Here is a 12836-nt window from a genome sequence, read left to right on the forward strand (position 1 = left end):
GAAGGTCGGGCCCTCCTCCGTACGGCGCGGTTCCGGCGGCACGAGTGTAAGCAGCGGGCACGGTCCGTGCGGGGCCGCCACGCCCGTGGACCGTCGGCACCGGGTGCCACAATCCCGGCATGCGTACAGGAACTGACGTACTCCACGCCACCGACTGGTCCCGACTCCTCCAGGCGGATGGCACAGCCGACGAGGTGCCCGAGGCCCTGGCGGCGTTCCTCGAACGGGACGAGGCGGGGTGGCACCGTGCGCTCGACCACTTGTATGAGCAGCTCCTGGGTGACGACGGGGTGTACCCGGCGACGGTGCCCGCCGTCCTCTTCGTCTCCGGGCTGCTGGACCACCCGGTCGCGGACGCGGTCCCGCCGTGGGACGGGCCGTGGCCTCGGACGCTCCGGGGGGTGCTGCTGGAGTTCCTGTGCGACGCCGCGCGCCACGCCCGCTGGGACGACAGCCCCGACGAACACCTCGCCGCGATGGCCGAGGTCGACGGGGACCTCGTGGGGCGCTTCCTCCAAGGGCTCGTCGACGAGACGGGGGAAGACGACGAGGAGGACGGGGACGCGCTGGACTTCGAGGAGACGGAGGAGGCCCACGGCGCGTTGCTGGCGCGGGCGGCCCTCGATCTGCGCGCGGCCGCTCCCGCCCTCTACGACCTCGTGCGGCCCCACCTGACCCACGAGGACCGCCACGTCCGGCAGCGTGCCGCGGAGGCCGCGGGAGAGCTCGCGTGGTTGGGCGGCCTGGAGTTGGACCTGTCCGACGCGGCCGACCTGGCCGAGACACGGGACGAGGGGGCCGCCATCGTCCTGGCCCTGGGGCGGAACGGGCGGGACACCTCGGAGTTCCTCACTCACCCCGACCCGGCGATCCGAGCCTGCGCGGCGCTGGCCCCGTCCCTGAGGGGCGATCCGGCCGCGACCGAGGAACTGGCCGCCGTGCTCACCCACGCGGAGGAGGTCGACTCGTGGTTCTCGACGCGGCCACGGTGTTTCGACGGCCCCGTCAGGTCGGCCCTGGTGTGGGAGCTGGGCCAGCGCTGGGACGCCGAGGACAGGGACGCCGCGGATCTGCTCCCGGTGGCGCGCGCGGTGGTCCGCGCCACCGATCCGGACTCCCTGAGCGAGGATCTGGGGGCCCTGTACGGGGCGCTGTTCAGGCTCGGTGACGGCGCCCGGTGGCGGACGGAGGACCTGGGCGGTGTCCAACGCGACTACCTGCGTGTACTCGTCGACGACGATCGGCTGTGGTCGCGCGCGGACGACAGGTCCGAGGTGATGCGCCGTGCCTGGGAGCTGATGAGGGACGAGCCCGAACCGCCCGGGTGGCGCTGGTTGGACCAGGGCGACCTGCGACGGTTCCTCGACGTCCTCGGACTGCCCCGGGATCGGGAGGGGCTGCGGAAGCTGGTCGACGGCTGAGACGGCTGGGCGGGCGGTGCCGGTTTCCGCCCCGATCCGCATGGCCTGTCCGGTCCGGATGGCCACCTGTGGCCACGGGATGCGCGTTTGGCCGGACACGGGGTGCGGAGCGTGATGGGATGTCCCCCATGACTACCCCCACGCGGCTGAGCACCGCCGCCCGACTCGTCACCGACTTCGCCACCTCCGGCGCGCGCCTGTCCGACCGGGCCGACCTCGCGAGGTTCCTGCGGGAGCACCGGCTGGCCACCGACGGGGCCATGCCGATCACCCTCGGAGACCTGGAGGAGGCCCTGACCCTGCGCGACGCCATCCGCGCCGTCATCGCCCACGGTCCCGAACCCGAGAGCGACGCCGACGCCGAGGTGATCGCGCGCGGTCAGCGGGTGCTCGACGGGCTGCGCGTCACCGTCCGACTGCTGCCCGACGCCGACTCCGCCTCCCCGCTGGCACCGGCCGTGGTCGACGAGGTGCGCCGGGGCCTGGCCCGGGTCGCGGGCGCCTGGTCGGCCGTCCTGGCCACGGGGGAGTGGCGCGACCTGCGGGTGTGAGGCGTGGTACAGGCCGAGCACCCATCCCGCGCACCGGCCGACCCGCGAACGGTCACCGGCCGTCGATCGCGCAGGCGGCGGTCCCGCCCGGCAGCCGGTAGCGGTTGGCCGCCACCCACCGGTAGGCGGCGCGGTTGACCGAGCGCAGGAGCGGCAGCCGCATCAGCCGCCCCAGGGGTCGCACGAGGAACCGGCTGTGGATCAGCGTCTCGGCGATCGCGTCACCGCCCGCGAACCGGCGCCCGTCGGGGTAGACGATCCACGCCTCCCGGTCGGCCTGCTCGGGCGTGAGGCCCACGGACTCCAGGTCGAAGTCCTGCCAGGCGACGAACCTGGTGCGGGTATGCAGCCGGTCGCGGCCGAAGACCGCCGCGCGCTGGCAGAACCCGCAGTCCCGGTCGTAGAGGAACGTTCCGGCGCCGGGGACACCGTGTCCGCCGGGGCCGCCGTGTCCGTCCGTACGGTGCGTCATGTGTCCAGGATGCCCCCGGTGTCGCCTGGTGTCCCGTCCGCCCCCCGGCTTACTCCCCGGCCTCCGAGCTCGGCGCGGGTTCGATCTCGCCGGTGTGGCGGACCCGCTCCAGGGCCGGGGGCGACTCCAGGGGCGACAGGGCGGTGACGCGCACGACGAAGTGCGGCTCCACCATGGCGACGGCGGCCCAGGAGTAGGGCGAGTGGAGCACGTCGCACTGATAGGGCGACCCGTCGACGTCGATCAGCGACCGGGACCACACCGCGCCCAGGGGGTGCACACGGGGCTCGGCGTCAGTGTCGCCCTCGGCCCTTCGCCGGAGGAAGTCGCGCCCCGCGCCGAAGCGCCGGACCTGGTCGTTCAAGGGCGGCCAGTCCGCGTCCGGCCAGCGCCGTGTGGTCACCTCCAGGCCGGGTGTGCGCGCGTCCACGGCCGGGTGGCGCACAGTGCACTCCAGCACGTGGTCCTGGAGGGGGGAGAGCCCGACGTCGCCCAGACTGCCCGGGGCCGTCCGTCCGGCGGGGGCGAACAGCGGCAGGTCCGCCATCACCTGTTCGACGGAGATCGGTCGCGGCGCCCTCGCCGGGTGTGGTCGTTCGCTGAACTCCATGCGCCCGATGCTAACCGCCGACTCCCTCCGGCAGCCGTCACGCCGTCAGCCGCCGTCGGGCCCTCAGCTCTCGTCGCGGCGGCGCAGGTAGCGCTCGAACTCGCGGGCGATCGCGTCACCCGAGGCCTCGGGCAGCTCCGCGGTGTCCTTGGCCTCCTCCAGGCCACGCACGTAGGCGGAGATGTCCTCGTCCTCGGCGGTGAGCTCGTTGACGTTGGACTCCCACGACACCGCCTCCTCGGGCAGGTCGCCCAGCGGCACCGACAGCCCGAGGAACTCCTCCACCCAGCCCAGCAGCGCCAGGGTCGCCTTCGGGCACGGCGGCTGCGCCACGTAGTGCGGAATGGCCGCCCACAGCGACACCGTCTCCAGGCCCACCTCGCTGAACGTCTCGTGCGCCACGCCCACGATCCCGGTGGGGCCGGAGTAGGTGGTCGGCTCCAGGCCGTACCCGTCCCCCACCTCCACGGGCGAGGCGATCCCCGTCACCGGGATGGGCCTGGTGTGCGGCGCGTCGGCCAGCAGCGACCCCAGCATCACCACCCGCTTCACGCCCAGCTGCCGAGCGATCGCCAGCAGGTCGGCCGCGTACGAGCGCCACCGCATGTTCGGCTCGGGGCCGCTCACCAGGACGATGTCGCGTTGGGCACCGGGCGGGGTGGCCAACGCCACCCGGGTCGTGGGCCACTCGACCTTGCCGACCAGGCCGTTGACCACGGACATGCGCGGCCGGGTGACCTGGAAGTCGTAGTAGTCGTCCGGGGTGAGCGCGCACAGCTCACGGGCGCCCCACACCGTGGACAGGTGCTCGACGGCGAGGGTGGCCGCCTCCCCGGCGTCGTTCCATCCCTCGAACGCCGCCACCAGGACAGGATCGACAAGCTCCCGGGTGAGCTTGATCATTTCGGCGGCCCCTTCCTGCGCGCGGACGATTCCACCCTATGGGGTGGTGCCCCGGCCTGGAAACCGGGATTCTGCGCTCTCCCGGGCGGGCGTCCCCGGCGGGACCCCGTTGTGCCACCCGCACGGAAACGGACGGAAATCCGTCTGATTGGACCGGTGCGGAACGGGCTCTTCGCGCATATCGTGGAACGCACGTCTCACATGGCGAAACGCCTGATGGGGTAGCCTCACAGCCAGCGACTGCGTTGGACAGAGCCGTCCCCCCAGGCGCCCGACCCGACCGCGCCGGGGGTCGGCCCAGCACCGCGCACCGCGTGGATCGGCCTGGGCCGCCGCGGCGCCCCCAAGACTAGAGTTGCGGATGATGAGAGCTCGCCTGACCTTCCGTGAAGCACTGTCCCAGCGTGTCATCGTGGCGGATGGAGCGATGGGCACCATGCTCCAGGCGCACGATCTCGACCTCGACCAGTTCGAGGGGCACGAGGGCTGTAACGACATCCTCAACATCACCCGCCCCGACATCGTCCACGACACCCACGCGGCCTTCCTCGCGGTGGGTTCGGACTGCGTCGAGACCAACACCTTCTCCGCCAACTACGGCGGTCTGGCCGAGTACGGCATCGAGGACCGCGCCTACGAGATCGCCGAGGCGGGCGCGCGCGTGGCCCGTGAGGCCGCCGACGCCTACTCCACCCCGGACCACCCCCGCTACGTCCTCGGGTCGGTCGGCCCCGGCACCAAGCTGCCGTCCCTGGGCCACGCCCCCTACGCCCTCCTGCGCGACCACTACGAGCAGTGCCACCGGGGGCTCATCGACGGCGGCGCCGACGCCATCCTCATCGAGACCTGCCAGGACCTGCTCCAGGTCAAGGCCGCCGTCGTCGGCGCCCAGCGCGCCCGCAAGGCCCTGGGCAGGGACGTCCCGGTCATCGCCCAGGTCACCATCGAGACCACCGGGACCATGCTGATGGGTTCGGAGATCGGCGCCGCGCTGACCTCCCTGGCCCCGCTCGGCATCGACGTCATCGGCCTGAACTGCGCCACCGGCCCCGCCGAGATGAGCGAGCACCTGCGCTACCTGTCGCACCACTCGCCCATCCCGATCTCCTGCATGCCCAACGCGGGCCTGCCCCAGCTCGGGGCCGACGGCGCGGTCTACCCGCTCACCCCGGCCGAGCTGGCCGACGCCCACGACACCTTCACCTCCGAGTTCGGCCTGAGCGTGGTCGGCGGCTGCTGCGGCACGACCCCCGAACACCTGCGCCAGGTGGTCGAACGCGTTCAGGGACGCGGGATCAAGGACCGCAAGCCGCTCGTCGAGGCGGCGGCCTCCTCGCTCTACCAGAGCGTGCCCTTCCGCCAGGACGCCAGCTACCTCGCGGTCGGCGAGCGCACCAACGCCAACGGCTCCAAGAAGTTCCGCACGGCCATGTTGGAGGAGCGCTGGGACGACTGCGTGGAGATGGCGCGCGACCAGATCCGCGACGGCGCCCACCTGCTCGACCTCAACATCGACTACGTGGGCCGCGACGGTGTCCGCGACATGCGCGAGCTGGCCTCCCGCTTCGCCACGTCCTCCACCCTGCCGATCATGCTCGACTCCACCGAGCCCGCCGTGCTGGAGGCCGGTCTGGAGGCGCTGGGCGGGCGCGCGGTGATCAACTCGGTCAACTACGAGGACGGCGACGGCCCCGACTCGCGCTTCACCCGCATCATGGAGTTGGTCTCCGAGCACGGCGCGGCCGTGGTCGGACTGTGCATCGACGAGGAGGGCCAGGCCCGCACCGCCGAGTGGAAGCTGCGCGTGGCCACCCGCCTGATCGAGCAGATCACCGGCGAGTGGGGCCTGCGGACCGGCGACATCGTCATCGACTGCCTCACCTTCCCCATCACCACCGGCCAGGAGGAGACACGGCGCGACGGCATCGAGACCCTCGACGCCATCCGTGAGCTCAAGCGCCGCTACCCGGACGTGCAGACCACGCTCGGCCTGTCCAACCTGTCCTTCGGCGTCAACCCGGCCGCCCGCATCGTGCTGAACTCGGTGTTCCTGCACGAGGCGGTCGAGGCGGGGCTGGACTCGGCGATCGTGCACGCCTCCAAGATCGTGCCGATCAACCAGATCCCCGACGAGCAGCGCGAGGTCGCCCTCGACCTCGTCTACGACCGGCGCGCCGACGACTACGACCCCCTGTCGAGGTTCATCGAGCTGTTCGAGGGCGTGGACGCCAAGTCCATGCGGGCCTCCCGGGCCGAGGAACTGGCCGCCCTGCCGCTGTGGGAGCGCCTGGAGCGGCGCATCGTCGACGGTGAGATGACCGGTATCGAGGCCGACCTGGAGGCGGCGCTGGCGGAGCGGCCCGCCCTGGCGATCGTCAACGACACCCTCCTGGAGGGCATGAAGACCGTCGGCGAGCTGTTCGGCTCCGGGCAGATGCAGCTGCCGTTCGTGCTCAAGTCCGCCGAGGTCATGAAGGGCGCGGTCGCCTACCTCGAACCGCACATGGAAAAGACCGACGACGACGGCAAGGGGCGTATCGTCCTGGCCACCGTCAAGGGCGACGTCCACGACATCGGCAAGAACCTCGTCGACATCATCCTGTCCAACAACGGCTACGACGTCGTCAACATCGGCATCAAGCAGCCGGTGTCGGCGATCCTGGAGGCGGCCGAGAAGGAGCGCGCCGACGTCATCGGTATGTCGGGTCTGCTGGTCAAGTCCACGGTGATCATGAAGGAGAACCTGGAGGAGATGAACTCCCGGGGGCTCTCCGAACGCTTCCCCGTGCTGCTGGGCGGCGCGGCGCTCACCCGCTCCTACGTGGAGCAGGACCTGGCGGAGATGTTCGAGGGCCAGGTCCGCTACGCCAAGGACGCCTTCGAGGGGCTGCGCCTGATGGACAGCTTCATGGCGGTCAAGCGCGGCGAGGAGGGCGCCGAGCTGCCCGCGCTGCGCCAGCGCAGGGTGCGCCGGGGAGCCACCCTGAAGGTGACCGAGCCCGAGGACATGCCCGCGCGCAGCGACGTGGCCACCGACAACCGGGTGCCCGTGCCGCCGTTCTGGGGCGACCGGATCAGCAAGGGCATCCCGCTGGCCGACTACTCGGCCTTCCTCGACGAGCGCGCGACGTTCATGGGGCAGTGGGGGCTCAAGGCCTCGCGGGGCGGCAACGGCCCCAGCTACGAGGAGCTCGTGGAGACCGAGGGGCGCCCGCGCATGCGGATGTGGCTGGACCGCATCCAGACCGACGGCCTGCTGGAGGCGGCGGTCGTGCACGGGCACTTCCCCTGCTACAGCGAGGGCGACGACCTCGTGGTGCTGGACGAGGACGGCGTGACCGAGCGCACCCGCTTCACGTTCCCGCGCCAGCGCCGCGACCGGCACCTGTGCCTGGCCGACTACTTCCGGCCCAAGGAGTCGGGGGAGCTGGACGTGGTGTCCTTCCAGGTCGTGACCGTGGGTTCGGCGATCAGCCGGGCCACCGCGGAGCTGTTCGAAAGAGACGCCTACCGTGACTACCTGGAGCTGCACGGCCTGTCCGTCCAGCTGACCGAGGCGCTGGCCGAGTACTGGCACACCCGGGTCCGCGCCGAACTGGGCTTCGCCGGTGAGGACCCGGCCGAGCTCGACGCCTTCTTCAAGCTCGGCTACCGCGGCGCGCGGTTCTCCCTGGGCTACGGGGCCTGCCCCAACCTGGAGGACCGGGCCAAGATCATGCGCCTGCTGGAGCCCGAGCGGGTGGGGGTCACGCTGTCGGAGGAGTTCCAGCTCGTCCCCGAGCAGGCCACCGACGCCATCGTCATCCACCACCCGGAGGCGACCTACTTCAACGTCTGACCGGTCTTCGCCGGTCGGTACCATCGGCGTTCCACACCCGGCCCCGCCGCTGGCGACAGCGGCGGGGCCGCGGCCGTGCGGCCGGCGGACCGAAGTGTTCGCGGTGCGGACAGAGCGTCGACAGACACACGTCAGGTCCCGGGCACCCGCGACCGCCCACGATGGTGGGATCCCGGGCGCCCGGGGACGCGGGGGCGCCCGCGAACGACACGAGAGGGGAGAGCGTGGTGCCGGTCCGCCCAGGGCGGGGCCGCACCACGGAGAGCATGAGCGAACCGAGCACTCCGGGCCGCCGCGTGAGCGCGGACGGGCCCGCCGGGGAGCGCCGCCTCCAGGCGGTCCTCCTGGACATGGACGGGACCCTCATCGACAGCGAGGGGCTGTGGGGGGAGTCCGAGGCCGAACTCGTCGCGGAGCTGGGCGGGGTGTGGACCGAGGAGGACCACGCGCGCAACGTCGGCAACGCCGCCGAGCCCGTGGGGCGGTACATCATCGGGCTGACCGGCGTCGACCTGACCCCGCGCCAGGTCGCCGACCGGCTCTACGAGAAGTTCCGCGTCAAGCTGGAGGACGGCGCCGAGCTGCGGCCCGGAGCCAAGGAGCTGGTCGCGATGGTGTCCGGCGCGGGAATCCCGGTGTCGTTGGTGACCTCCACCGAGCGCGAGCTGATCCGTGCCGCGATCGGCGGGATCGGCCTGGAGAGCTTCGACGACTCGGTGGCGGGGGACGAGGTCAGCGCGAACAAGCCCGACCCCGCGCCCTACCTGACCGCGGCCGAGCGGCTGGGGGTGGACCCCCGCCGCTGCGTGGCCGTGGAGGACTCGGTCGTCGGTGTGGCCGCGGCCGCCTCGGCGGGCTGCGCCACGGTCGCGGTGCCCAACCACGTGGAGATCGCTCCGCGCGAGGGCGTGGTCTTTCGTGAGTCGCTGGTGGGCGTGGACCTGGAGTGGCTGGAGTCGCTGGTCGCCGACCGCTGACCCCACGCGCCGGACGGGGCCGCGGCGCGGGGCGTCGCGGCCCCTCGGTGTTGGTCCCCGGGTGGCCGACGCCCGCCGTTCGGCGAGAGCCCGTGCTCCGGGGCCCGTGTCCGGACGACGGAGATCCCACGATTCCTGACACGGCGGCGGGGAAGCGTTGCGGGGGGCCGGGGGCCCGGCGAGGCTGGGGCCATGACCAAGACCATCGCGTACGTGCTCTATCCCGAACTCACCGCGCTCGACCTCGTCGGTCCCCTCACCGTGACCTCCGTCCTGGAGAGACTCGGCTCGGACTGGCGCACCGTGACCGTGGCCCGCGACCTGTCCGCGGTGGACAGCGACGCCGCCGTCGGGCTGCGGGCGACGGCGACGTTCGACCAGGTCACCGACCCCGACGTGGTGATCGTCCCCGGAGGGTCCGCCGGCACCTTCGCGGCCTGCGCGGACCAGGACCTGCTGGGCTGGCTGCGCGCGGCGGCCGAGTCGGCCCACCTCATGGCGTCGGTGTGCACCGGTTCGCTGATCCTGGGCGCCGCGGGTCTGCTGCGGGGCCGCCGCGCCACGACGCACTGGAGCCTGCTCGACGCGCTGCCCCGGTTCGGCGCCACCCCCGTGTCCGAGCGCTGGGTCCGGGACGGGGACGTCCTCACCGCGGCGGGCGTGTCCGCCGGTATCGACATGGCGCTGCACCTGGTCCACGAGTTGGAGGGGGAGGAGGCGGCCCGTCTGGCGCAGCTGGTGATCGAGTACGACCCCGAGCCGCCGCTGGGCCCCCTCGACTGGGCGTGGGTCGAGCACTCCGAGCGGCCGGATCTGCTGCGCAGGTACATGCACGCGGCGCTGGCCGAGGCCCTCGGCCCGGCCCCGGAGACGGCTGACTGACCGGCCCCCGCCTCTCGGCGCTGGTCCGGTGTACGTGTGAAGGGCACGGGTAGCGTGGAGGCAGGAGCCCCGGGCGGGCGCCGGACCGGGAGACTCCCTAAGGGATCGGCCTGATGTGCGCTTCGGCGTCGGATGGGAGACTGGCGACATGTTCGAGCTGCCTGAGAACCTGCCCGTCTCCGATCTGACCGTGGGTGCCGTCCTCACCGGGCTGGGGCTGATCATCTCCTTCCTCGTGTGGCGCCACAGGGGCGCCGCCTCGGGCGTGCGCGGCGTGGCCTGGTCGCTGGTGCCGCTGTCCGTGGCCCTGCTCGGGTTGATGGGCGTGGTGTGGGAGTTCGTCCGCGGGGTCGTGGGGGTCCTCACCGGACTGTTGATCAGCCCGTTCGTCTGGGCCGGAGTGATCCTCGCGGGGCTGGCCGTGGTGCTCTACGTCGCCTCCGGGGTCATGCGCTCGCGGGGCGTGGGTACCGGGTCGCGCGCCGGGAAGGCCAAGGACACCGGCAAGGACGCCGACGGCAAGGGCGCGGGCGAGGCGGCCGCCGGGCCGGGGGCCACCGCGCCCCAGGTGGGCCCCGCGCAGGGGAAGAAGGCCGCCCCCGCCGACGACCTGTCCGACTTCGGCGACATCGAGGAGCTGCTGCGCAAGCGCGGGATCGACTAGCGTGCGGGGATGGCCGACCCCCACCGCCCTCCCCGCGACCTGATCCGTCGGATCTCCCGGGCCCATGCCCGGGTGCTGGACCTGCTCGACGGACTGGACGAGGAGCGGACGGCTCAGCCCTCGGCCCTTCCCGGGTGGACACGCGGGCACGTCGTCCAGCACCTGACGGACAACGCCCGCGCCTTCGAACGGCAGGCGCGGTTCGCGCTGCGCGGTGAGCTGGTCGAGATGTAGGACGGAGGTCAGGACGGGCGCGGCCGGTCGATCGAACGGGGCGCCGTCCGTCCCCTGGCCCGCCCGCGAGAGGACCTGCGGTCGGCCCAGCGCGACCTGGAACGGACCTGGGCCCCGCTGACGGCGCGGGACTGGTGCCGACCGGTGCGCTTCCGCCACGCCACGGTCCTGGACACCGTGCTGGCGCGGTGGCGGGAGGCCGAGATCCACGCCGTCGACCTCGCCCTCGTCCACCGGCCCCGCGACTGGTCGCGGGCCTTCGCCCCGCACGCCCTGGACTTCCTGGCCGACGGGGCTCCTGCGGGGAGGCGGCTGGTCCTGCGGGCCACCGGCGACGACCACACCAGGTCCCCGGGGGAGGGACCGCCCGTCGTGGTCGGCGGAGCGCTGCGCGACCTCGCCGCCTGGATGGCGGGCCGTGGCACCGACGGCGCCGTGACCACGACCGCTCCCGCCCCGCCGGAGCTGGGTCCCTGGCCGCCGGACCCCGCCGACTGAGATCCGGGGCGCCCCCGGGGCCAGCGGAGCTTTCACCACTCCTCTACCACTTCTGGCGCGTGCGTCTCACGGCGTGCCCTCCGTCGCGTGCCCGCCGTCCGCTTCGCCTGCCCTCCGGGGCGAACACCTCCGGGCCGCGGGGTGACGGAGAACGAACCGGCAACGGAACGGTGACGGTGCGGACGAGGGACGGGCGACGGCCTATCCCCCGTCGCTTTGTGAACTCACGCGAACACTCTCGGAGCCATAGCACTTGCCATAGCGTTCCCTCTTCGCGTCGGTTTCGCCTGTTATCAGGGAGTATCGTGAGGGCTCGCTACTGGCTGGTATGTCCAGGTCACCAGGGTCGTCCGATGAATGTGCAGTTTGTCGAAGAGTGGCAAGAAATGAGTTTTTTGTCATCATTTGTCACGATTCAGATACATGACACGGAACTGGACGATATGTGTCCAGATGGCGAGTAGGTTGGTCGCTGTGTAACAGCCCGGGCGGTTTCGCGCCGGGTGTGTCCAACTCCTCACTGGGGTCGGTGCGCCCGAGCAGCCGCGTCCGGCGCGGTGGAGGTATCCCCTCCTCGCCGCCGGTCCCGCCCACGCCAGCCAGTGTCGAGATCCGACCGGCCCCACATCGTGAGGACCCCCAGGCGGGTCATCCCCCAGGTCTCACGCGTGGGTTCAGTCCTCCCTCGGCCGAAGCGTATGAGTGGAGAGAGTGGTGTCCCGATGAGCGCGCCCTCGCAAGCCCCCGAGTCGGCGGATCAGCCGACCTCAGCGGACGCCGTCGAGGAGTCCGAGGCCACGCCCGGTCACGGCGGATCGGACAACCGGTCCCTCCGGCAGATCGCGTGGCAGCGGCTGAAGCGGGACAAGGTCGCGATGGTCTCCGGCGTGGTGGTCGCGCTGCTCATCCTCGCCGCGATCCTGGCGCCGCTCCTGACCAAGTGGTTCGGGTACCCGCCCACCGAGTACCACCAGGACCTCGTCGACCCCTCCACCCGGCTTCCCTTCAAGGACCCGGAGAACCCCTACGACGAGTTCGGCTACGCGATCACCGACCCGTGGGGCGGCATCAGCTCCGACCACTGGCTCGGCGTCGAGCCCACCACGGGCCGAGACCTGCTCAGCCGCCTGCTCCACGGCGCGCAGATTTCCCTGCTGGTGGCGTTCCTGTCCACCCTGGTCTGCGTCGGCCTCGGCACCGTCCTCGGCATCATCGCCGGCTACAAGGGCGGCTGGGTCGACACCGTCATCAGCCGGGCCATGGACATCTTCCTGGCCTTCCCGCTGATGCTCTTCGCGATCGCGCTCGTCGGCGTCATCCCCGACGGTCTCCTCGGCCTGACCGGCAACGGCCTGCGCATCGGCGTCATCGTCTTCATCATCGGGTTCTTCAACTGGCCCTACATCGCGCGGATCGTCCGCGGTCAGACGCTCTCCCTGCGCGAGCGCGAGTTCGTCGAGGCGGCCCGCAGCCTGGGCGCCGGCAACCGGCACATCCTGGTCAAGGAGATCCTGCCCAACCTGATCACGCCGATCCTGGTCTACTCGACGCTGCTGATCCCCACGAACATCCTGTTCGAGGCGGCGCTGAGCTTCCTGGGCGTGGGCATCAACCCGCCCACCCCGAGCTGGGGAAAGATGCTCTCCGAGGCGATCCCGTTCTACCAGAACGGCCCCTACTTCGTCGTCTTCCCCGGCCTGGCCATCTTCATCACCGTCCTGGCGTTCAACCTGTTCGGTGACGGCCTCCGCGACGCCTTCGACCCCAAGACCTCGGACTGATCCGC

10 protein-coding genes and 1 pseudogene are annotated in these 12836 nt (G+C 71.9%); 8 read left to right on the forward strand and 3 right to left on the reverse strand.

Going from position 1 to position 12836, the window contains the following annotated elements; all coding sequences use genetic code 11:
- Window positions 1-119: 119 nt before the first annotated feature.
- A complete protein-coding gene (locus KIK06_RS05065; protein WP_268642115.1) occupies window positions 120-1421 on the forward strand; it encodes a hypothetical protein in 1302 nt (433 codons plus the stop codon).
- A gap of 128 nt (window positions 1422-1549) precedes the next feature.
- On the forward strand, window positions 1550-1972 hold the full coding sequence (locus KIK06_RS05070; RefSeq protein WP_394296842.1) for an ABATE domain-containing protein: 423 nt from the start codon (window positions 1550-1552) through the stop codon (window positions 1970-1972).
- Between the two features lie 52 nt (window positions 1973-2024).
- Here the strand turns inward: KIK06_RS05070 and KIK06_RS05075 are convergent, their stop codons facing one another.
- The 3 genes from KIK06_RS05075 to KIK06_RS05085 form a co-directional block, all read right to left on the reverse strand.
- Window positions 2025-2444 carry a thiol-disulfide oxidoreductase DCC family protein gene (locus KIK06_RS05075; protein WP_268642116.1) on the reverse strand — a complete coding sequence of 140 codons (420 nt, stop codon included), beginning with the start codon at window positions 2442-2444 and terminating at the stop codon, window positions 2025-2027.
- A gap of 49 nt (window positions 2445-2493) precedes the next feature.
- Complete coding sequence (locus KIK06_RS05080) at window positions 2494-3054, reverse strand: hypothetical protein (RefSeq protein ID WP_017597488.1); 561 nt, start codon at window positions 3052-3054, stop codon at window positions 2494-2496.
- 63 nt (window positions 3055-3117) lie between these two features.
- On the reverse strand, window positions 3118-3957 hold the full coding sequence (locus KIK06_RS05085; RefSeq protein ID WP_268642118.1) for a PAC2 family protein: 840 nt from the start codon (window positions 3955-3957) through the stop codon (window positions 3118-3120).
- A gap of 364 nt (window positions 3958-4321) precedes the next feature.
- On the opposite strand from KIK06_RS05085, the gene metH reads away from it, so the two are divergent.
- The 6 genes and pseudogenes from metH (at window position 4322) to KIK06_RS05120 (ending at window position 12831) form a co-directional block, all read left to right on the forward strand.
- Window positions 4322-7795, forward strand: a complete 3474-nt coding sequence (metH, locus tag KIK06_RS05090; RefSeq protein ID WP_268642119.1) for a methionine synthase — start codon at window positions 4322-4324, stop codon at window positions 7793-7795.
- A 266-nt stretch (window positions 7796-8061) separates the two neighbouring features.
- A complete protein-coding gene (locus KIK06_RS05095; RefSeq protein WP_268642120.1) occupies window positions 8062-8772 on the forward strand; it encodes an HAD family hydrolase in 711 nt (236 codons plus the stop codon).
- 192 nt (window positions 8773-8964) lie between these two features.
- Window positions 8965-9654: a DJ-1/PfpI family protein gene (locus KIK06_RS05100; protein WP_268642122.1), complete on the forward strand. Its 690-nt coding sequence runs from the start codon at window positions 8965-8967 to the stop codon at window positions 9652-9654.
- 148 nt (window positions 9655-9802) lie between these two features.
- On the forward strand, window positions 9803-10318 hold the full coding sequence (locus tag KIK06_RS05105; RefSeq protein ID WP_268642123.1) for a cellulose synthase: 516 nt from the start codon (window positions 9803-9805) through the stop codon (window positions 10316-10318).
- A 9-nt stretch (window positions 10319-10327) separates the two neighbouring features.
- Window positions 10328-11050, forward strand: a pseudogene (locus tag KIK06_RS29230) (maleylpyruvate isomerase family mycothiol-dependent enzyme).
- A gap of 722 nt (window positions 11051-11772) precedes the next feature.
- On the forward strand, window positions 11773-12831 hold the full coding sequence (locus KIK06_RS05120; RefSeq protein ID WP_268642127.1) for an ABC transporter permease: 1059 nt from the start codon (window positions 11773-11775) through the stop codon (window positions 12829-12831).
- Window positions 12832-12836 lie beyond the last annotated feature (5 nt).

The sequence above is a fragment of the Nocardiopsis sp. EMB25 genome (assembly GCF_026797795.1).
Classification (GTDB): Bacteria; Actinomycetota; Actinomycetes; order Streptosporangiales; family Streptosporangiaceae; genus Nocardiopsis; species Nocardiopsis lucentensis.